Annotated in this window: 23 protein-coding genes, 1 tRNA gene, 1 pseudogene and 1 riboswitch; of the genes and pseudogenes, 15 read left to right on the top strand and 10 right to left on the bottom strand. The window is 40.4% G+C overall.

Features of this window, described 5'->3' with window-relative positions:
• The first annotated feature begins 15 nt into the window (after positions 1–15).
• The 3 genes from thiD (at position 16) to IEE86_RS08315 (ending at position 2,438) form a co-directional block, all read left to right on the top strand.
• The gene (thiD, locus tag IEE86_RS08325; protein ID WP_191096785.1) at positions 16–822 is read left to right on the top strand and encodes a bifunctional hydroxymethylpyrimidine kinase/phosphomethylpyrimidine kinase; all 807 of its coding nucleotides are present in this window, start codon (positions 16–18) and stop codon (positions 820–822) included.
• A gap of 148 nt (positions 823–970) precedes the next feature.
• On the top strand, positions 971–1,747 hold the full coding sequence (fabI, locus tag IEE86_RS08320; RefSeq protein WP_191096784.1) for an enoyl-ACP reductase FabI: 777 nt from the start codon (positions 971–973) through the stop codon (positions 1,745–1,747).
• Between the two features lie 115 nt (positions 1,748–1,862).
• Positions 1,863–2,438 carry a CotO family spore coat protein gene (locus IEE86_RS08315; protein WP_224740872.1) on the top strand — a complete coding sequence of 192 codons (576 nt, stop codon included), beginning with the start codon at positions 1,863–1,865 and terminating at the stop codon, positions 2,436–2,438.
• Between the two features lie 39 nt (positions 2,439–2,477).
• Here IEE86_RS08315 and IEE86_RS08310 read toward each other — a convergent pair whose 3' ends face one another.
• From IEE86_RS08310 to IEE86_RS08290, 5 genes are all read right to left on the bottom strand, one after another.
• Positions 2,478–2,921, bottom strand: coding sequence for a CotY/CotZ family spore coat protein (locus IEE86_RS08310; RefSeq protein WP_191096783.1), 444 nt, complete (start codon positions 2,919–2,921; stop codon positions 2,478–2,480).
• Between the two features lie 210 nt (positions 2,922–3,131).
• Positions 3,132–3,623, bottom strand: coding sequence for a CotY/CotZ family spore coat protein (locus IEE86_RS08305; protein WP_191096782.1), 492 nt, complete (start codon positions 3,621–3,623; stop codon positions 3,132–3,134).
• A gap of 146 nt (positions 3,624–3,769) precedes the next feature.
• Positions 3,770–4,252 carry a spore coat protein gene (locus tag IEE86_RS08300; RefSeq protein ID WP_191096781.1) on the bottom strand — a complete coding sequence of 161 codons (483 nt, stop codon included), beginning with the start codon at positions 4,250–4,252 and terminating at the stop codon, positions 3,770–3,772.
• Positions 4,253–4,337: 85 nt separating this feature from the next.
• Positions 4,338–4,682: a spore coat protein gene (locus tag IEE86_RS08295; protein ID WP_191096780.1), complete on the bottom strand. Its 345-nt coding sequence runs from the start codon at positions 4,680–4,682 to the stop codon at positions 4,338–4,340.
• 43 nt (positions 4,683–4,725) lie between these two features.
• Positions 4,726–5,121 carry a spore coat protein gene (locus tag IEE86_RS08290; RefSeq protein WP_318010271.1) on the bottom strand — a complete coding sequence of 132 codons (396 nt, stop codon included), beginning with the start codon at positions 5,119–5,121 and terminating at the stop codon, positions 4,726–4,728.
• A gap of 167 nt (positions 5,122–5,288) precedes the next feature.
• Here IEE86_RS08290 and IEE86_RS08285 point away from each other — a divergent pair, with 167 nt between their 5' ends.
• The 5 genes from IEE86_RS08285 to spoVIF all read left to right on the top strand — a co-directional run bounded on the left by IEE86_RS08285 (position 5,289) and on the right by spoVIF (position 6,761).
• Positions 5,289–5,639: a DUF1360 domain-containing protein gene (locus tag IEE86_RS08285; protein ID WP_191096922.1), complete on the top strand. Its 351-nt coding sequence runs from the start codon at positions 5,289–5,291 to the stop codon at positions 5,637–5,639.
• A gap of 71 nt (positions 5,640–5,710) precedes the next feature.
• Positions 5,711–5,839, top strand: coding sequence for a hypothetical protein (locus IEE86_RS19550; RefSeq protein ID WP_263479576.1), 129 nt, complete (start codon positions 5,711–5,713; stop codon positions 5,837–5,839).
• An 84-nt stretch (positions 5,840–5,923) separates the two neighbouring features.
• Complete coding sequence (locus tag IEE86_RS08280) at positions 5,924–6,145, top strand: hypothetical protein (protein ID WP_191096778.1); 222 nt, start codon at positions 5,924–5,926, stop codon at positions 6,143–6,145.
• 84 nt (positions 6,146–6,229) lie between these two features.
• Positions 6,230–6,367: a YjcZ family sporulation protein gene (locus IEE86_RS08275; protein WP_008348419.1), complete on the top strand. Its 138-nt coding sequence runs from the start codon at positions 6,230–6,232 to the stop codon at positions 6,365–6,367.
• Positions 6,368–6,503: 136 nt separating this feature from the next.
• Positions 6,504–6,761: a sporulation-specific transcription regulator SpoVIF gene (gene spoVIF / locus IEE86_RS08270; RefSeq protein ID WP_008348417.1), complete on the top strand. Its 258-nt coding sequence runs from the start codon at positions 6,504–6,506 to the stop codon at positions 6,759–6,761.
• A 16-nt stretch (positions 6,762–6,777) separates the two neighbouring features.
• On the opposite strand, the gene IEE86_RS08265 is transcribed toward spoVIF, so the two are convergent.
• The gene (locus IEE86_RS08265) at positions 6,778–9,090 is read right to left on the bottom strand and encodes an ATP-dependent helicase (RefSeq protein ID WP_191096777.1); all 2,313 of its coding nucleotides are present in this window, start codon (positions 9,088–9,090) and stop codon (positions 6,778–6,780) included.
• Between the two features lie 127 nt (positions 9,091–9,217).
• Between IEE86_RS08265 and IEE86_RS08260 the strand changes: the two genes are divergently transcribed.
• Positions 9,218–9,475, top strand: coding sequence for a hypothetical protein (locus tag IEE86_RS08260; RefSeq protein WP_008348414.1), 258 nt, complete (start codon positions 9,218–9,220; stop codon positions 9,473–9,475).
• Positions 9,476–9,559: 84 nt separating this feature from the next.
• Here IEE86_RS08260 and IEE86_RS08255 read toward each other — a convergent pair whose 3' ends face one another.
• From IEE86_RS08255 to IEE86_RS08245, 3 genes are read right to left on the bottom strand one after another with little or no spacing between them, the layout of a single operon-like run.
• A complete protein-coding gene (locus IEE86_RS08255) occupies positions 9,560–9,994 on the bottom strand; it encodes a GNAT family N-acetyltransferase (protein ID WP_191096776.1) in 435 nt (144 codons plus the stop codon).
• Positions 9,995–10,000: 6 nt separating this feature from the next.
• Positions 10,001–10,516 (bottom strand): YjcG family protein, encoded by a 516-nt coding sequence (locus IEE86_RS08250; RefSeq protein ID WP_191096775.1) that lies wholly within the window; start codon positions 10,514–10,516, stop codon positions 10,001–10,003.
• Positions 10,517–10,568: 52 nt separating this feature from the next.
• Positions 10,569–11,309: an alpha/beta hydrolase gene (locus IEE86_RS08245; protein ID WP_191096774.1), complete on the bottom strand. Its 741-nt coding sequence runs from the start codon at positions 11,307–11,309 to the stop codon at positions 10,569–10,571.
• Positions 11,310–11,529: 220 nt separating this feature from the next.
• A riboswitch (SAM riboswitch) is annotated at positions 11,530–11,651 on the top strand.
• Positions 11,652–11,729: 78 nt separating this feature from the next.
• Here IEE86_RS08245 and IEE86_RS08240 point away from each other — a divergent pair.
• The 5 genes from IEE86_RS08240 (at position 11,730) to IEE86_RS08220 (ending at position 16,743) form a co-directional block, all read left to right on the top strand.
• Positions 11,730–12,848: a methionine biosynthesis PLP-dependent protein gene (locus IEE86_RS08240; protein WP_191096773.1), complete on the top strand. Its 1,119-nt coding sequence runs from the start codon at positions 11,730–11,732 to the stop codon at positions 12,846–12,848.
• Positions 12,845–14,023, top strand: coding sequence for a cystathionine beta-lyase (gene metC, locus IEE86_RS08235; RefSeq protein WP_191096772.1), 1,179 nt, complete (start codon positions 12,845–12,847; stop codon positions 14,021–14,023). Before IEE86_RS08240 ends, metC begins: the two co-directional genes overlap by 4 nt.
• Positions 14,024–14,150: 127 nt before the next feature.
• Positions 14,151–14,223: transfer RNA gene (locus IEE86_RS08230), tRNA-Val, on the top strand.
• A 432-nt stretch (positions 14,224–14,655) separates the two neighbouring features.
• A complete protein-coding gene (locus IEE86_RS08225; protein ID WP_191096771.1) occupies positions 14,656–16,302 on the top strand; it encodes a T7SS effector LXG polymorphic toxin in 1,647 nt (548 codons plus the stop codon).
• Positions 16,303–16,323: 21 nt separating this feature from the next.
• A complete protein-coding gene (locus IEE86_RS08220) occupies positions 16,324–16,743 on the top strand; it encodes a hypothetical protein (protein ID WP_191096770.1) in 420 nt (139 codons plus the stop codon).
• Positions 16,744–17,184: 441 nt separating this feature from the next.
• Here the strand turns inward: IEE86_RS08220 and IEE86_RS08215 are convergent, their stop codons facing one another.
• Positions 17,185–17,604, bottom strand: a complete 420-nt coding sequence (locus tag IEE86_RS08215; protein WP_191096769.1) for a stress protein — start codon at positions 17,602–17,604, stop codon at positions 17,185–17,187.
• Positions 17,605–17,771: 167 nt separating this feature from the next.
• On the opposite strand from IEE86_RS08215, the pseudogene IEE86_RS08210 reads away from it, so the two are divergent.
• Positions 17,772–18,578, top strand: a pseudogene (locus IEE86_RS08210) (sialate O-acetylesterase).
• Positions 18,579–18,651 lie beyond the last annotated feature (73 nt).

Raw genomic sequence — 18,651 nt, 5'->3', positions numbered from 1 at the left:
AGAGGGTGTAATGAAATGACGATTAAAAAGGCATTAACAATCGCAGGTTCGGATTCTGGCGGCGGAGCAGGCATTCAAGCAGATTTGAAAACCTTTCAGGAGCTCGGTGTTTACGGAATGTCTGCGATCACAGCGATTACAGCGCAAAACACACTTGGTGTTCATGGAATATATCCGCTTTCGGTAGAGGCGTTAATCAGTCAAATAGATGCAGTGGCAGAAGATCTACTGCCAGATGCCGTTAAAACAGGGATGCTGTGGAGTGATGAAATGATCAACACCGTTGCTGAAAAAACGGTTCAATATGAGATGAAGCTGATTGTAGATCCAGTCATGATTGCAAAGGGCGGGGCTTCTTTATTAAATGAAGACGCTGTTTCTGCAATGAAAACACAATTGCTGCCAGTCAGCTATGCAGTAACCCCCAATCTTCCAGAGGCAGAAGTGCTGACAGGCATACGCATTCAGACAAAAGAGGATCGCTATCTAGCAGCAGAACGTCTTTATGAGCTCGGCACAAAATATGTCGTGATCAAAGGCGGACACGGTCCATCTGGCGGCTTGATCACAGACCTGCTCTATGATGGGAAAGGCTTTTTTGAAGTCACAAATGAACATATTGATACACCGCATACACATGGCACAGGCTGTACATTTGCAGCAGCAATAACAGCAGAAATAGCCAAAGGATGTTCCATGAAGGAAGCCTTTGAAACAGCGGAAACCTTTGTTCATGAAGCCATTCAATATCCTCTGCATATTGGCGCTGGTCACGGGCCTACCAACCATTTTGCTTATCAAAATAATAGGATCAAAGGATAAAAATTGGACCGTCTTCACTTATGAGGACGGTTTTTTGATGAAAAAGAAACTTTATTCAAGCGGAAATTGTCATTCTCTCAAGATATGTGATAATATTATGATCAGGTACTAATACTATGTCTTGAAAAAATAGGAGGCTTTAATACATATGAACTTTTCTTTAGAAGGCCGTAATATCGTGGTCATGGGTGTTGCCAATAAACGAAGCATTGCTTGGGGAATTGCTCGCTCACTACATGAAGCAGGAGCTCGTTTAATTTTTACTTATGTTGGAAATCGTCTTGCAGAATCTGTGAAAGAGCTTGCAAGCACACTTGAGCGTGATGATTCAATTATTCTTCCTTGTGACGTAACAAGTGATGAAGAAATTGAGAAATGCTTTGCTACGATTAAAGAAAAAGTACAAGTCATTCATGGTGTTGCGCATGCGATTGCATTTGCAAACAAGGAAGAGCTTGTTGGTGAGTATTTGAACACGAACCGTGAAGGTTTCCTGTTAGCGCACAACATTAGTGCATACTCTTTAACAGCAGTAGCAAAAGCTGCACGTCCATTGATGACAGAGGGCGGAAGCATTGTGACGCTTACATACCTAGGCGGAGAGCGCGTTGTATCTAACTACAATGTAATGGGTGTAGCGAAAGCATCACTTGAAGCAAGTGTGAAATATTTAGCAGCTGATCTAGGAGCAGAAGGTATCCGTGTGAACAGTATTTCTGCTGGCCCAATTCGTACTTTATCTGCAAAAGGCATCAGCGGCTTTAATACGATCCTGAAGGATATTGAAGAGCGTGCACCGCTTCGCCGTACAACGACTCCTGAAGAAGTTGGTGATACAGCACTATTCTTATTCAGTGATCTATCTCGCGGTATGACAGGTGAGAATCTGCATGTTGATTCTGGCTTCCATATCATTGCCCGCTAAACGCATAAACTTACTTACAGCATACCGAGCACTGGTATGCTGTTTTTTTATTTTTCTTCTGATTTGAAGCTTCCGTTCATATATATAAGGAATGAATCATTCGGGAGGGATTAGTATGTCAAATAAAGGTGATGAAAATCAAAAGCCGCTTATGTATATTGTTCAGCCGAGCTACAATGAATCAAAGCCGGCCATGCAAGATATTGTGAGAAAGCGAAAGAAGGCAGAAAAAACGCCTGAAAACAAAAAAATCAATAAAGACCCAATCGAAGAAAGCGCGCAGGAACTTGTATCCGAGGAAGTAGATGAGAAGAAAGAAGCAGAGCCACCTATACCTCAGCAAGAACAAAAGATTACACAAGAGGCAGAGTTTATACAAGAACGAGAGCCCCTGAAAGAAGAAGAAAAGCAGTCAGAAGGCGTATTTCATGAAACAAAACAAGAACCAAAAAGAAAACGAGTGAAAAAGCCTTTAAGTCAAATGAGCATTGATGAGAAGGTCGATTTTCTAACGAGTCTGCCTCATAATATGCCAAGAGCACTTTGCCTGATTGAAGCCGATGGAAAAACATACAGAGGGATTATAGTGGATAGGAAGGAAAATATAGCGATCATTCGTACAGCAGGCGGTGGAAATCCAGTTGAATTAGCGATTGATGAAATCACGTCCATTCATCCGCTTGGCTTTTAAACGATATGAAAAAAAAGTCCCATTTAGGGACTTTTTTTGTTAGCAGCTACGGTTGATGAGTCGTGGATTTAAGCACTCGATTGCGCAGAAGCAGTCAAGATCCACTTCGATGCAATACTTCGATTTTTCTAAACGGAACACATCACATACGGAATCTTTATCTGTAAAATCTAAAATATGACGGTCTTTGTCAAATGCAATAAGCAAGCTGAGTGTTGCGCAGTGATCAGAGATGTGTTCGACTCTGAAAAATGCAGTGCTGAAGCAAGGTCCTGGATCTACTTCTCCAACGTTTCCGAATGCGACAAATGGTTTTGATTTGGATGTAAATAGAACAAACGGGACAGTGTCACCTAATGAATGTGATGGAGAAAGGAGATTGCTGTAACAGCTAGTCGGGCATTCTTCTTCGACAGCATTTTGTAAGTCGTTAATGTTTTCAACGGCCTCTGCTACACAGTTCCATGAATGTTTGCGGCTCATATTCAACCCTCCTATACAAGGAATTTTGTTTGAGTATTTGAGCACTGTCATCATCTACAAGCGATATGGTGTGTTGCGCCTGTTGAAGCCTTTTGGTTCAATCAATGCGGAAGAGGCAGCTCCTATGCTGACTGCTCCGCACGATTGGTTGTCATTCGTAAGGAAGGGGATGCTTTGACTCATGACAAGTTAGGTCAACGGACGATTTGTTTAGCCGTGGTGATGATGTTTTTTATCTTTCGTTGGCAGGACTCTGTCTACTAGTTCTGGGTTTAAGCATTGAATCGCGCAGAAGCAGTTCAAATCAACCTCAATACAAAAGTCCGTTTTTTCTAAACCAAAGAAGTCAGGATCACAAGGGTGACACACGCTCAGCGTATGTCCGTGTACATCAACAGGTTTTAATACAGATAATGTGGCACAGCAGTCGTGTAATTTTTCAACCCGGAAGAAGATGGATTCGAAGCATTGGCAATCATCAACAAATCCTCCAATGTTTCCAAAAGTAGAGAACAATCCGCCCTTTTTATCAAAAAGTAAAAACGGAATCGTATCTTTACCAGAAACTGTTGGGCTTAATAAATTACTGTAGCAGCTCGTAGGACATTTATCTTCTACAGCTTCCTGCTCTGCTAAAATCTTATCAACCGCATCGCATACACAGTTTTCATCATGTCGGCCATGGTGTTTTCCGCAGCTCATGGATTTCAGCTCCTTTAACAAGGTATTTGACTTTAGTCCTTAACAACATATGTATGCCCCCTCTAGTTGGTGTGGGTAAATGACTATTTATATTTGTTGTATTTTTATAAAAGGAAAAGCAGAGCTTTTCACTCTGCTTTTGTACATTAGAGGATACCAATTGCAATGATTAGCGCAGCTAAAATTTGTACAAGCGCTTGAACTGAAACTGCTACATCTGCATCGACTGTTGTAACACTTACATCTCGAGAATTTTCAATGACAAGTTTTTGGCGGTTTGCTTGTTTAGTTGTCGTTAACTGTACTAGATCTTGTGCGATTTCGTCAGCTAAGTCATTGTCTGCAATCGAAATGTTAATAATTGCAACTAAGGCCAGCTGTATCGCTACTTGAATAGAAGCTGCGATTTGAGCATCAACTGAAGAAACATTGATATCGCAAGAATCCCTAATAATGATGACTTCTTCTGAAATTTGCTTACTTTGTGAAAATTGCTCTGCTGTTTGTAAAACATTTTCATCATCATCACAATGGTCATGACATACAGGCTTTCTATCGAAGTGATGGTAGTGTTCTTGATGTGTACAGTTGCGATCAAGTGCTACCCATGAATAAGGTTTTGATTCCATATTCTCTTCCTCCTCTCGTTTAGTTTATTAAATGCAAAATATTGATTTTGGATTGAGGCAAACACCTTGATATGAGCACCCATTTTTATTCATTGTTGTTTTGTTCAGACTGCTTTCGCTGTTGAATACGATGTCTCAATGTGTTTGTTCTTTTTCCACGCCTAGTTTTTGAATCAGTTTCTTCTGGTTGTTGAAAAACTTGAGTTTCTTCTTGACGTTTTTTTTCTTTCTGTGATTCAACAAAATCATTCGCCTTCTTTTGAAGATCTTCAACTAACTTTAAAATATTTCTTTTTTGATCATCATTTAAAGGTCGTCTATTTTCTGCTGTGATGTTGTACTTATTTAAAACATCACTGACAAGCAAGCTGGTTAAAGGATCTACATTTGTATCAATATTGTAATCTTGTTTTTTATGATCTTCAGACAAATTATTTCACCTCTTTCATACATAATGTTAGAAAAAGAAAGGGTCAAAGAATGCCGGCTTCAACTAAGAGTACATTCAATGTTTGAGTGAGAATTTGTACGGAGTTTAGAATGGATGCATCAGATAATGTAATCGTGACGTTATAGCAATTGATGATTTGAATCACTGTTTTCTTTTGGACTGTCACTTGTTGTGCAGCTAAAAGCTGCTCTGTGATGTTTGTAGCCAATTCATCGTCTGGTACAAGAATTTGAATTAAAAGAGTAATGATTGTCGTTACGGTCGCTTGAAGGGAAAGTGCGGCTGTTACATCTGTTTTATGAATCGTGACATTTTCGGAATCCTTGATTTCGATGAAATCATCATAATTGTTGATTAATTCGTTTAACAGTTGTGAGTATAATAAATCAGCACTTTCTTCAATAGACAATACTTTCACTCCTTTCTTATCTATACATTATTTAATGCAGCTGAGGCTCAAGGTGGAATCGGAAAGCGTGAAAAAGTACAACCCAATTTTATTTCCACTCGATCCATCATGGCGCTCTTTCTTTTTGCATATATAAAGAAAGGACAGAAAAAGAAGAAAGAAGGAGGTGGAGGTTCCTGAGCGGTGCTTTATCTTTTGCCATATTTGCCCTCGCATCCTTTAGACTGACGAGATTGATTGTGTTTGACACCATTACTGCCCCTTTCCGCCGTCTATTTCATGAAGAACAGGAAGAGGTAAACGAACAAGGTGAAGTCGAGACATATATCATCATTAAAGGAAAAGGACTGCGGTCTTGGATAGGTGAGCTGTTAAGCTGCTATTGGTGTACTGGCATGTGGTGCACTGCTGCTTTACTTGTGATATACATACTTTTTCCTGTCATCAGCATGTGGCTAAATTTACTATTAGCGATTGCCGCAGCAGCAGGCATTATTGAAGCGATTGTGTCGAAGCTTGTGAAATAAACAGGCATTCTCATCAGACACGCTTTTAAGAAATGCATATACTAACATGGAATAGGAAAGGAAGGGTTGCGATGAAACCAACTGAAACGCCGTCACATATGCTTCAAGGTTATCCAGCGCAGTCAAATCAACAATCTGTTTATACGAAGAAAATCAAGAAGGATGGCTGCGGCTGTGGAAAGAAAAAGAAACATCAATAAGGAAAAAACAAAAGCCGGATTTATCCGGTTTTTTTGTTACCCTTTTTTAAGTTCTGCATATGAAAGAGAGAAGGGGTGACCAGAATGGACGCATTTGAACAATTAATTGGCTCTTTGTTCACTAAACCACATGATGGAAAAGAACAAGCGCACGAAAAGGTTGAAATGGATCTAGCTGATAAAGCAAATGATCTTGAGCAGCACTTAAAAGTATTTGGTGACAAGATGGATGCGTTTGCGAAAGAAACAGAGGCATTCATGATTCGTCATGGAGAGGCAACTTACGTATTTAAACAGCAAAAATAAAAATTCCGCACTTTTTTATGTGATCGTCCAAACCATTTCTTGCATTTTTCATATTTTGTAAGGGAGAAGAGGAGGTGCTTAAATATGAGTTGTTACGGTTACGGTGGCGGTTATTGCGGAGGTTATGGCGGCGGCTACGGCGGCGGTTATGGTTCAACTTTTGTTCTTGTCGTCGTGCTTTTCATCCTTCTAATCATCGTTGGTGCTTCTTTCTTTAACTAAACAGTAAGAAGGTGAGGGAAGCAATAGGGAAGCCTTTTGCTTTCCTTTCTCTTTGTTAACAAGGCAGCAGGATAGGCACATATCTCGCCTATTTTCATATAGTAAGGTGATTACTCCACAAAGAGGAGGCAAAGGAATGGATAATAAATTCTTTAAAAGTGTGGAAAATAAAACAGGTGTAAATATGAATGATGTCTTTAAGCTTGCAGGTTCTTTGCAAAACGCGAACTTTAAAGATGAGAATACCGTTCGAGGTGTCATTAAAAAAGTAGCGCAGCTTGCAAACAAACGTGTACCGAAAGAAATGGAAGACAAAATTGTTCAATCGATTACAAGTGGGAAAGAAAAGCTTGACTTCAATACAATCGCTAAAATGATGAACAACAAAAAATAAACAACAGGCTCTCCGCTTAAAGGGGGGCCTGTTGTTTTTGTGTGAATAATTCACGGTTTTTCTTGAGAAGGGGGTATAAAAAGCGAGAACGATGAGCGGTTTTTCCGCGTCTAAATGATGGAACAGATAGATAAAGAGACTGTTCAGCTCTTGTCATGGCAACATATAATAAGCGCCGCTCTTCTTCAAGGGCTTCTTCATCACCGTTTCTTAGTTCGTCAAGTGAGAAATCATGAGGCAGGGCCCCGTCGACCACACAAGTGATGTAGACTGTTTGGAATTCAAGTCCCTTTGCGCGGTGGATCGTCATAAGCTGAACACCTGGTTCATCTATTTTTTCCTTTTCAGCAGACTTCATATGTTCGGCATGTGCGAGAAAGGCTTCAATTGTTTCAAAGCGCTTGGCAGCTGTTTTCACATCACGTACATCATCTGACCCTTTTTCAAGCACATTCGTATCGTTCACCCGTTTTTTTAAGTAATCACCAAGTCCCATTTTCTGTTCAATAAATGTCACTGCGTCAGACGGCTTTAACGTTCGTAACGTTCGGAACAAGGGAAGGATCGATTGTAGCTTTTTACGCTGAAACGGCTGAATGTCTGTTAGTTTTCCGAGGGCGTCAACCATAGAACAATCTTCCGTAATGGTCAGCGCCTTCAATGTGTTCAACGTCTGCTGCTTTAAAAAGAAGACCGGCAGCAGCTGTTTCATGGCAGCTACATCATCTGCATTTTGACTTAAGGAAAGAAAGGCGAGAAGAACCCGAACAATTCGTCGACTATAGAAGGCTTTCACACCAGCATCCGTCTCATACGGAATCGCCGATTGATGCAGCCGCTCATAAATCGCGCGGCCTCCTGTATTGGTTCGAAACAGCACGCAGAAATCATTCGGCTTTGCACCGTTTTTCATTTTCTCCTGAATATCTGCGACAATCATGGTCGCTTCCTCTTCCTCGTCATATGGATAAAAGAGCGTGGGAGGAATTTTTTCTGTACGAACGGCTTTTAACGTCTTCGCATAACGATGCTGATTTTTCTTAATAATGGCATCTGCACTTGCGACAATCGTATGGTGAGACCGGTAATTGGCATGTAAATGGACGACCTGAGCCGAAGGGTAGTCTCGTTTGAATTCTAGAATGAAAGCAGGATTGCTACCCCTAAAGGCATAAATGGCTTGATCATCATCACCTACACAAAATAGCTGCTCTGAATCTCCAGCCAAAAGCTGAATCAATTGATATTGCACCGGATTAATATCCTGAAATTCATCCACTAAAATATACTTGAATCGTTCTTGATAACGTTTGAGCAGTTCAGGCTGCTGCGTCAGCGTGTGTAAGCAGGCAATCGCCATGTCATCAAAGTCAAATTGCTGGTTGTCTCGTTTCTGCTGTTCATACGATTGATAGATCGTCCAGATTTTCTTTTCCTTTTCATCTTTCAAATCAGGAAGTTCGCCTGGTAAAAAGGCATTTTTCCAATAGCCGATTGCTTGTAATACTTGATCGGTAGGGTAGTCTTTTTCATCAAGGCCTTCATTTATGATGGCTTTCCGCAGGTACTGCTCTTTTTGCCAGTCGAACTTGATCAGATGCTGTCCGTTCCATTTATTCGGATCATCGTGAAGCAGCATTTTATAAAAAAGACTGTGGAAGGTGCCCGTCACGACTTGATTCGCTTGTGAGGGATGAAGCGCGTATTGTTTACGCAGTCTTTCTTTCATTTCAGTACTGGCTTTTGTGGTGAAAGTGACGAGTAAAATATGGTGAGCAGGAATTTGATGGTGTGAAATCAGATAAGCCGCTCTAGCCGTCAAGACCCTTGTTTTCCCGCTTCCAGCACCAGCCAGCACAAGCATTGGACCATCTTTATGTATGACAGCTTGAAGCTGCGGCTCGCTAAAGGTGATTTGAGGAAAGAGGTCGATGGTATGTACTCGTTCATTCTCTTCTAAATGTAAGGCTTCGCTGAATTGAATTGACCTTGGCTCCTGCCAGTCATCCGATTCCTTTGTTTGCGAAATGACCTGTTTGCCAGTTGGAAAACGAAAGCCGCCAAGCTCCTTGTAGGAGGTGCTTTCCTCTTGTTCTGACGTTTTTTTCATGTCTTCCTGTTCTTCTGCTTTTTCGCAAATCTCTTGTTGAGACGCTTGCTTATGAATAAAGGCAGGCGCTTCATGTATATTTAATCTAAAAAAGACAGGTTGCCTGCAATATGGGCAAGATAAGTGCCCTTTTTTTCCCTCGTCATGGAGGAATTGATAGTGTTCTCTCGAATATGTATGTAATGAGATCGTTCGATCATGTCGTCGTGCGCATTTCAAAGCTAGTCCTCCAATAGTCAATCAATGTTTAAAAGAAACAAATCTAATCATATCAAATGAAGCGTGTTTCAAACAGTCATAATTAGGGAATAGTAGAGTAGAAGAGAAGCAAAAGGAGGCGTTCTTGATGGGATATATAGCCCCGATTCAGCCGGATCTGTATTTTCAATATATCAACCGTCCTGCTCCTCAGGATAAAGAAGACTATGCGAAAGTGACAAAGGTCACTCGCACCTTTCATGACAAGGTTTACAGAGAGCTGGAGAAAAAAGAGGACTTAGTGACAGAAGCCGAAACGAAAGTGCAGCAAAAAAAGCGGGAACGCTTTGTGCGAGATATGTTTATGGAGGAAGGTAAGGGCGTTCATATCAATACTTACGTCTAAATGACTGCGCTTTCTTACCTTGACGAACGATAATCAATAAAGAAAAAGCCAGGGCATGATGGATGCTCTGGCTTTTCTCGTTGCTTAAACAGATAGCGTTTTTGTCATTTTAACATGTGTGACACCCGCTTCTTCAAACGGTTCAGATACGACTTTGTAGCCTTTCTTTTCGTAGAAAGGAAGCGCTTGGATTTGTGCATGCATAACCGCTTCCTTCGCTCCATTAGCCATGGCTTCTGTTTCTAGCGCTTCTAATAGTTTGTGGCCAAGGCCAAAAGAGCGCGCCTCTTTTAAGACACAAATCCGTTCAAGTTTTGCCTTTGAACCTTCAATGATCCGCAGTCTAGCAGCTGCCTGGGGCTTCTTGTCATCATGATAAATAACAAAATGGATGGCTTCGTCTTCTAGTTCATCTATTTCAATCTCTAATGGGACTTCTTGTTCTTTTACGAACACTTCTTTTCGAACATAATATGCATCTTCTCGTTGTGTTTGTGCTGTTGCGATGACTGTTTCCAACTGTTTTTAACCCTCTTCTCCTAAAATAAATGTTTCATAGACGGTCCAAGATCCGTTTTCTAATTGATATAAAAGATGAAAACGATCAACCGTTTCCTCGTGATCAATTTTTCTCAGCTTTAATGTGCCAAGTACGTCTGAATGCTCATCATCTGATAATTTTTGAGCCACTGTCACATGCGGAACAAAGGCATATTCAGGTGTACCAGCAAGTGGATCTGCGTACAATCTTTCATTGAGCGCCATGATGTCCTCGTTCGGTTCTACTTTCATATAAATGACGTTGTTTACAGGAGCGAATGAACTGAATTTTTTAATACGTAAAGTAATAGGAGAAGCATTTTTTGCATACTCTCGCAAGGTTGAGACGACCTCAGCCGCTTCTAGATCCGTTAATTCAAATGGTGTTCTTAATGTTAAATGAGGCGGTATGAGTGCATAGTTCGGATCATAACGTTTCCGATAAGAGTTCGCAATATCTTGCAATTTTTTCGATGGAAATATAACAACTCCGTATTTCATCATGTTCCCTCCTGATTAAGAAAGTATTTATTATTGTTTATTATAACAAAATTCAGTTGATTAACGAATATGGGAGCATTCTTTTTAACGAAGGGGCAATGAGTGGTTGCCAAAACGTCCATTTATGATCCCCTTCGAATGTCTCAAATAAATAATCCGCACCAGACTGTTCAAGAAGAGCCTTTAAATCTGCGTTCGGTTTGATAAAATCCAGTACTTGGCCATCTGTTGTTTTCACAGCCGTTTCTTCTGATCCAATTTGATGGATAATGGCATAATGAGAAAGTGCGGTTGACTGTTTAACGGCTTCCAGGACCGACTCATCAACGTAGGGAGACTGCAAAATCAGGCCGCCAAATAAAGAAGGATAATCAATGGCTGTCATAAGGGAAATCGTAGCACCTAGTGAATCACCAATAAACGTACGTCCTGATCCAATTTGATAGGTTGGATAGTGTTCATCAATATAAGGGACAAGTTCATTTGCTAAAAAGCGTTTATACGCTTCAAACTTTGTACCATCCGGATGATACGTATTCCGTCTTTCTGTGACATTTTCATAAGGAACACCAATAATAATCGAGCGTTCCATTTCTTTGTTTTGCATCAATTCTTCCGCCTGTCTGCCTATTTTACCTAAGCGGAAATAATCATGGCCATCCTGTGCAATGATGACATGATATGTATAAAGGGGGGAGTAATTGACTGGTAAATAAATTAAAACGGTCATGTCCGTCCCAAGTTCTTTTGATTGTAAGGTTTCTTCTTGAATGATGCCTGTTTTTTTCACCATAATCCATTCCTCCAGCTAACCAAATTCATCATAAGTGAAACGTTTCCATTCATTGTAACATGAAAAACAGCGTTGTTCCTATAGGCTAACATGCAAACAAATGAGCTGACATTGATTCTGTTATAAAATACAGAAAATTTTAATTAATCATGACATTTCCCCTTGAAAAATGAGGTTTAATGCGTTACAGTATTAAGAATTAGAACAGACAGACAACACATTCTTATCGTGAGAGGTGGAGGGACTGGCCCTTTGAAACCTCAGCAACCGGTATGCGTCACTTCACGTGATGTACCAAGGTGCTAAATCCAGCAAGCAGCTTTTTTGCTTGGAAGATAAGAGGAAGCGATTAAACCCCTTCTTCTTATGAAGAAGGGGTTTTCTGTTTTGAAATCAGATTTTTACTGAGGATGGTGTCAAATGACAGAACATGTGGAAACGAAATTAGCGCAAATTGGAAACCGTAGCGAAGAGACGACTGGTACGGTCAGTCCTCCCGTTTATCTTTCAACAGCATACAGACATAGAGGCATAGGTGAATCAACAGGTTTTGATTACATTCGAACAAAAAACCCAACAAGACAGCTTGTAGAGGATGCAATTGCTTCACTCGAAGAAGGAACGGCCGGTTTTGCCTTCAGTTCGGGAATGGCTGCGATCCAAACGATCATGGCTCTTTTTGAGAGCGGAGATGAATTGATTGTTTCATCAGATTTATATGGCGGTACATACCGTTTGTTCGAAAATGAATGGAAAAAGTATGGCCTGCGTTTTCTTTATGATGATTTTTCAGATGAAGACTGTTTACGCTCTAAAATCACGCCAAGCACAAAAGCTGTTTTTATTGAAACACCAACAAATCCCCTCATGCAGGAAGCAGATATTCAAAAAATAGCGAAGATTGCAAAAGAACATGGCGCTTTGGTCATTGTTGATAACACCTTTTACACACCCGTCTTGCAAAAGCCGATTACGCTTGGAGCGGACATTGTCATTCATAGCGCAACCAAATATTTAGGTGGACACAATGACGTCCTTGCAGGGCTTGTGGTGACAAAAGGAGAGCAGCTATCTGAAGACATGTTCCAGCATCAAAATGCTATCGGAGCGGTTCTATCTCCATTTGACTCATGGCTTCTCATGAGAGGAATGAAAACATTGGCTCTGAGAATGCGACAGCACGAGGCAAATGCGAAGGAACTAGCAGCGTTTTTAGAAAAGCAGCCGGAAATTCAAGATGTTCTTTACCCAGGAAAGGGAGGAATGCTGTCATTCCGTGTAGCCCAAGAGGACTGGGTCAATCCATTTTTAAAGCAGCTGAAAACGATTTGTTTTGCAGAAAGTCTAGGCGGAATCGAAAGCTTTATTACGTATCCAGCCACACAAACACACATGGATATTCCAGAAGAGATTCGCATTGCAAACGGTGTGTGTAACAAACTGCTTCGTTTCTCCGTTGGCATTGAGCATGTGGATGATCTGAAAGCAGACCTAAAACAGGCACTATCACAAGTAAAAGAGGAGGTACACGCCAAATGACTACACACGATTGGACACTCGAAACACAACTAGTTCATAATGCGTTTAAAACAGACCGTTCAACAGGTGCAGTCAGTGTGCCGATTCAGCATGCGTCGACCTTTCATCAAAGCAGCTTTGACGAATTTGGCCAATATGACTACTCCAGATCAGGGACACCTACACGTCAAGCATTAGAGGATACGATTGCGGCGCTAGAAGGAGGAACAAGAGGGCTTGCTTTTGCGTCAGGCATGGCAGCCATTTCAACTGCTTTTCTTCTATTATCAAAGGGTGATCATGTCCTTGTCACAAGAGATGTGTACGGCGGAACATTCCGCATGATCACGCAAGTTCTTTCGAGATTTGGAATTGAGCATACCTTTGTGGATATGACAGATTTAAATGAAGTCAAACAAGGCATTCAATCGAATACGAAGGTCATTTACATGGAAACACCGTCAAATCCAACACTAGGAATTACAGATATTGAAGGTGTAGTACAGATTGCGAAAGAGCATGACTGTCTGACCTTCTTAGATAATACGTTTTTAACGCCTGCGCTTCAGCGTCCGCTAGACCTTGGGGTTGATGTTGTGCTGCACAGCGCAACGAAATTTTTAAGTGGTCACAGTGATGTGCTGTCAGGCTTAGCGGTGGTGAAAGATGAAAAGCTTGGAGATGAACTCTATTCGCTGCAAAACTCCTTCGGTGCAGTGCTTGGCGTGCAGGATTGCTGGCTTGTGTTAAGAGGGTTAAAAACCCTTCAGGTCAGATTAGAAAAAGCAAGCCAAACGGCATTCGAATTGGCTTCATTTCTCAAAGGACATCCAGCGGTGAAAAAAGTATACTACCCAGGCTTAGATGACCATCCTGGTGCAGAGATTCAGCGAAAGCAAGCAAGCGGAGCAGGAGCCGTTCTCTCATTTGAATTAGAAAACCAAGCGGCTGTCAAAGAATTGGTGGATGCCGTCACATTACCTGTATTCGCCGTCAGCCTTGGCGCCGTCGAATCGATTCTGTCATACCCAGCCAAAATGTCACATGCTGCTATGCCAAAAGAAGAAAGAGAAAAAAGAGGCATTACAGATGGGCTGCTTCGTTTAAGTGTGGGTGTCGAAAACGGAGAAGACCTCAAACGCGACTTCAAACAAGCACTCGATCAACTAAAGCCAGTCCTTGTGAATCAATCATAAAGGGGAGGAAAAAGCCGGGGCTACACCGGCTTTTTGGTTTTTTTGAACAAAACCATTGACGCCTCTTACTTAGGATTATATAATAGAGACTGTCAGTAACAGAAAGCCCAGAACTGATACATAATCTGATTCCGTAGCTCAGCTGGGAGAGCGCTACCTTGACAGGGTAGAGGTCGCTGGTTCGAGCCCAGTCGGAATCATCGTTGAAGCCCTTGCGTAGCAAGGGTTTTTTTGTTTTTGGGGCAATGAATATTTGTTCTATTCCTCTTGATTGGGGTCGAATTGGGGACGAACTTGTATCCGCCAGATTGTTTTTTAATATTTCAAGGATCAAAATGATTGAGTGTTCAGCAGTGTTACATGTTCATTTGTTTGTGACATGTCCAGCTCTTTTCTGAATAATTTAGAGGGATGAAGAAGAGCTCGAAGGACAAAAAGATCGGTATTACAAGTTTAAAAAGCAAGCAACATATCAATTTTCTACAGCACTTGGAATCATCTGAGTGCTGTTTTTGTATCTTTATCCCTATTTAATGACTAGTTTCACGTTGGTAAAATTGACCTTGTCAATGAATAGGAGGGAGTGACTTCTTCTGGGCAAGATACTTGATGCAAAAGCACTAACCAGTGCCATGGATACAAGGGCTAAACATTATCAGGCACTCCGAGAAGAAATGGTTGATTTAAAAAAAGCGCTACAGGGCGTGGCGAACCTCGGTGACGACTTCACTGGAAAAGGTGCCGATAACATTAAAAGTTTCTATAAAGAACTCGCAGGAAATGTGGACATGTTCATCAGCTTCATTGATAAGCAAAAAGCCTTTCATGAAGGTGTTTCTGGGACACTTGATGATACGAGCTTTGGCGGCGACACCTTTGTAGAAGAACACTTTTTAGATAACGCAGTCCATATGGGCATTAAAAACGCCAAAAGCATTGTAAAGGATCAAAAAAAGGCACTCAAAACCATTTTTCAAGACATTGATGACCTCATTTCCCTAGAGGTATTTGATAGCCAAACCTTTGATGAAAAAATAGAAGATGCGGAAGACGAACGAAAAAAGACGGTCAAAGACCTAAGAGAGCTTGATCAAAATTTAAAAGATGAATATGCTTTGTCAGAGACGGAACAGCAAGCTACAATGGCATTGTACGCAGAAATGATGAATGCGACAAATGACGGAAAATCCATTTCGCCTATGAATTTTGACAAGAAAGCGTATCAAAATAGCGACATCTACAAGGCAAAAAGCCATATTGAGAAGCAAACTTCTGAATATTTGAACATCAAAAAAGAACAAGAAGAAGCACGCAAGATCGCAAAGGAACAAGAAGCACTCGCCAACCGTCCTTGGTATGAAAAAGCCCTTGATTATGGCGGGAATATCGTCAATGAATTGACAGGTGTGAACGATGCAAAACGTGCCGCTACAGGCGTCGATCCAATTACAGGCGAAGAGCTCACCGCAGGCCAGCGAGTCGCGGCAGGCGGCATGGCAGCAGCAGGTTACATCCCAATCGTTGGCTGGGCAGGGCGCATTTTTAAAGGCGGCAAAGCGGTCTATAAAACCACCCAAGCCACGTCAGCCGCAGTCAGGGCAGTCGACATTTACAAGACATCGCAAAAGTCCTTTGACGCCCTAAAAACATCACAAAAAGGCTTATATGGCCTCACAGCAACCAACGGCTTCAGCGAAGCAATTACGGGCCGAGACATGTTTGGAAATAAGGTCTCAAAAGAACAGCAGGAAGCGAGTCTAAATGCGGCGCTGGGAATGCTTTTGCCGTTTGGGGCGAAAGGGTTTCATGGGAAGATGGGAATTCAAGGTACAGGTGGAGATTCTGCGAGAAGAACGGTAATTAGTCCAGAAATTGAAGCTAAGATTCTTGAAGGGCAACGGAAAGTTCCCAAAAATCAGTTAATAGGTGGCCATTCGCCTAGAATTAATAATGATAATGAAAAATTTGCAGTTGAAGTGTTATCAACAAATACGGATGGTACAAAAAATGTTGTATTTACAAAACAGTTTTCTGATGGAAATATCTCTAAGATTAAAAAAAGTACTTTATTTCCCGATTCATGGAAGGATGAGAAAATTCTCAGAAGTATTACCGACGTTGGCGATACAGATGCTATCTCATCAAGGTTAAGAGATAGAGCGACTTGGCATAGAGCAAGTATAAATGGTGTAGAAATTGATGTAATTAAAGTGGGGAAAGATGTAACCAGTGGATATCCGACTGGTACAGAAAATGCTTTACGTCCATCAGGATTTTAATATAAATTGGAGGTCTTAAACGTGTTTAAGGAATTAGATAATCTTTTATCTGCTGATACAACAGTAGATTCATGGTATGATGACGGGTGTTTGATTGCTAGTGAGATACTCTCTGATTTTAGCCTAAACGACTGGGAAGAACTATCAAATCAAGTGCTTAATAAACCAATAGAGTGGCAGCGTAAAATAGCTTACTGTCTGGATAATGAGTGTAATGAATATGAGTTAAATATTTTAATAGATTTGTTGAATACTAATGATAAAGAATTATTTGAGATCTGTATTGATACATTGAGAAGTTTTCCAATTGAAGAAGGAAAAAAATTGATATTGGAGCATCCTCAAATTTTAGAACGTGTAAATCATGTGTTGGCTACTACTACGAATTCACCAGTAAAAGTAGTTCTTCAAGATTTTCTTTCAAAAATGAATTCAAATTAGTTCGTTTTAATGAGATTATTCAAAAAAGGAACGATCTGAAGTTGTTCTTTCTAGAGAAATTATCGGGAAGGGCTAAAGAAGCAAAAGTAAAAAAAGCTGATGAACTTAAATAAAGAGTGGCTCTTTATAGCTACTCTTTTTTGAACGGGAACGAATGTTTGATTAACTATGTCGATTTCATTATAATAAGAATAAGATTGACCCTTTCATGATGACACTTTATAACAGGATTTTTCTGTTTATATCCTAATGGGTCATTCACCTTGACAGGGGAGAGGTCGCTGGTTCGAGCCAGTCAATCAGCGTTGAAACCCTTGCCTAGCAAGGGTTTTTTGTTTTTCTGAACCCGAGTAATTGTTCGACGCCTGCTGAATTAGAGACCACCTTAAAGAATCCTTCTTTTTAAAGATTAAAGAAGCAATAAGTAAATGAAAAATAAAACTATTCTATTTCCTCATCCATCACTTTCTTATATTTTTCAAATTCAGAATCTTTCATTTCTCCATTCATTTGTAATAAGAAATCTCCTTTTGAATATGTGTGGGAGTAAAACATAGACCCAGCATTGCCCAACTCATCGTAATATGATTTTGCCTGGTTAAGATCAGTTTCATTTCCAAATTTAAAAATTCTCCCACCAGCATTTTCGCCTAAAGAGGGAATGAGAATCCTTTTTCCTTCTTCTCTTATATTGCCAAACTCTTTTTGTTTAAGATCAGTTGGTTTTTCTGCTTCAAGCCCAGCACTTTTGAAAGCTTCAATAAGGTTGTCTGTGGTGAGCTGTTTTTTAGTAGATGCTGCACTGCTACAAGCTGTTAACAATAATAAACAAGTAAAAAATAATAAAAAATATTTCTTCATAGTAGATCCTCCTGATTTATAGATGCATTAGGATCTTACAATAAGCAATTCCTTTTTACTATCCTTTCGACAAAAATAGACAAATATGAATATAAAAAGGAAGGGTAAAATGATAACGTTCAGATGAATACACATTTGATAAAATATTTAGTGGAGGGGAGAAAGATATGAAGTCACTTTTACTAATAGGACAATCAAATATGGCGGGGCGTGGATTCAAACATGAAGTGCCTCCGATTTATAATGAAAGAATCATGATGCTGCGAAATGGTAGATGGCAAATGATGACTGAACCCATTCATTTTGATAGGCCGGTAGCTGGCGTAGGACTGGCGGCTTCCTTTGCGGAGGCTTGGTGTAAGGATCATGAAGGAGAGAAGATAGGTCTTATTCCATGTGCAGAAGGTGGTAGTTCCATTGATGAGTGGTCGCTAAATGGAGCATTATTTCGTCATGCAGTAAATGAAGCTAAATTTGCAAAGGAAAATAGCAAATTGGTCGGAATATTATGGCATCAAGGGGAAAGTGACAGCCAAGATGGGAAATACAAAGAATACTATGAACTAAGAACAGAATTATCTGTGCCTAACATTCCGTTTTTGATAGGAGGTTTGGGAGATTACTTGGGACAGGTGGCATTTGGCGCTGGGTGTGTGGAATATCAACGTATTAATGAGGAACTACAAAAATATGCACATCATAATGAAAATTGCTATTATGTTACTGCGAAAGGTCTTATATCTAACCCAGACGGAATTCACATCAATGCGATGTCCTAGAGAATATTTGGTATAAGATACTATGAAGCATTTCGAAAAAATGATCATATACATGAACCATTACCAAATGAAAATGAGTTAGTCAATGAATGTCATAATAGAATGAATACCTCAGCGGAGAAAAAATATATCGCACTGGAAAAGTTCACATTCGGCAAGATTACTTACGAAGAGTTGCTGGAGGCTTTATCGTAGGCTAAGCTTAAGTTAGCCTTTGAATGAAAACGTTATAATTCACAGTAGTGTTAGACAGATAACATATCTCTTG

Origin of the sequence: Bacillus crepusculi, assembly GCF_014764715.1 — a bacterium.
Taxonomy (GTDB): Bacteria; Bacillota; Bacilli; order Bacillales; family Bacillaceae; genus Bacillus.
The sequence above is the reverse complement of the archived record's forward strand: the minus strand, read 5'-3'. Positions and strand labels throughout refer to the sequence as shown.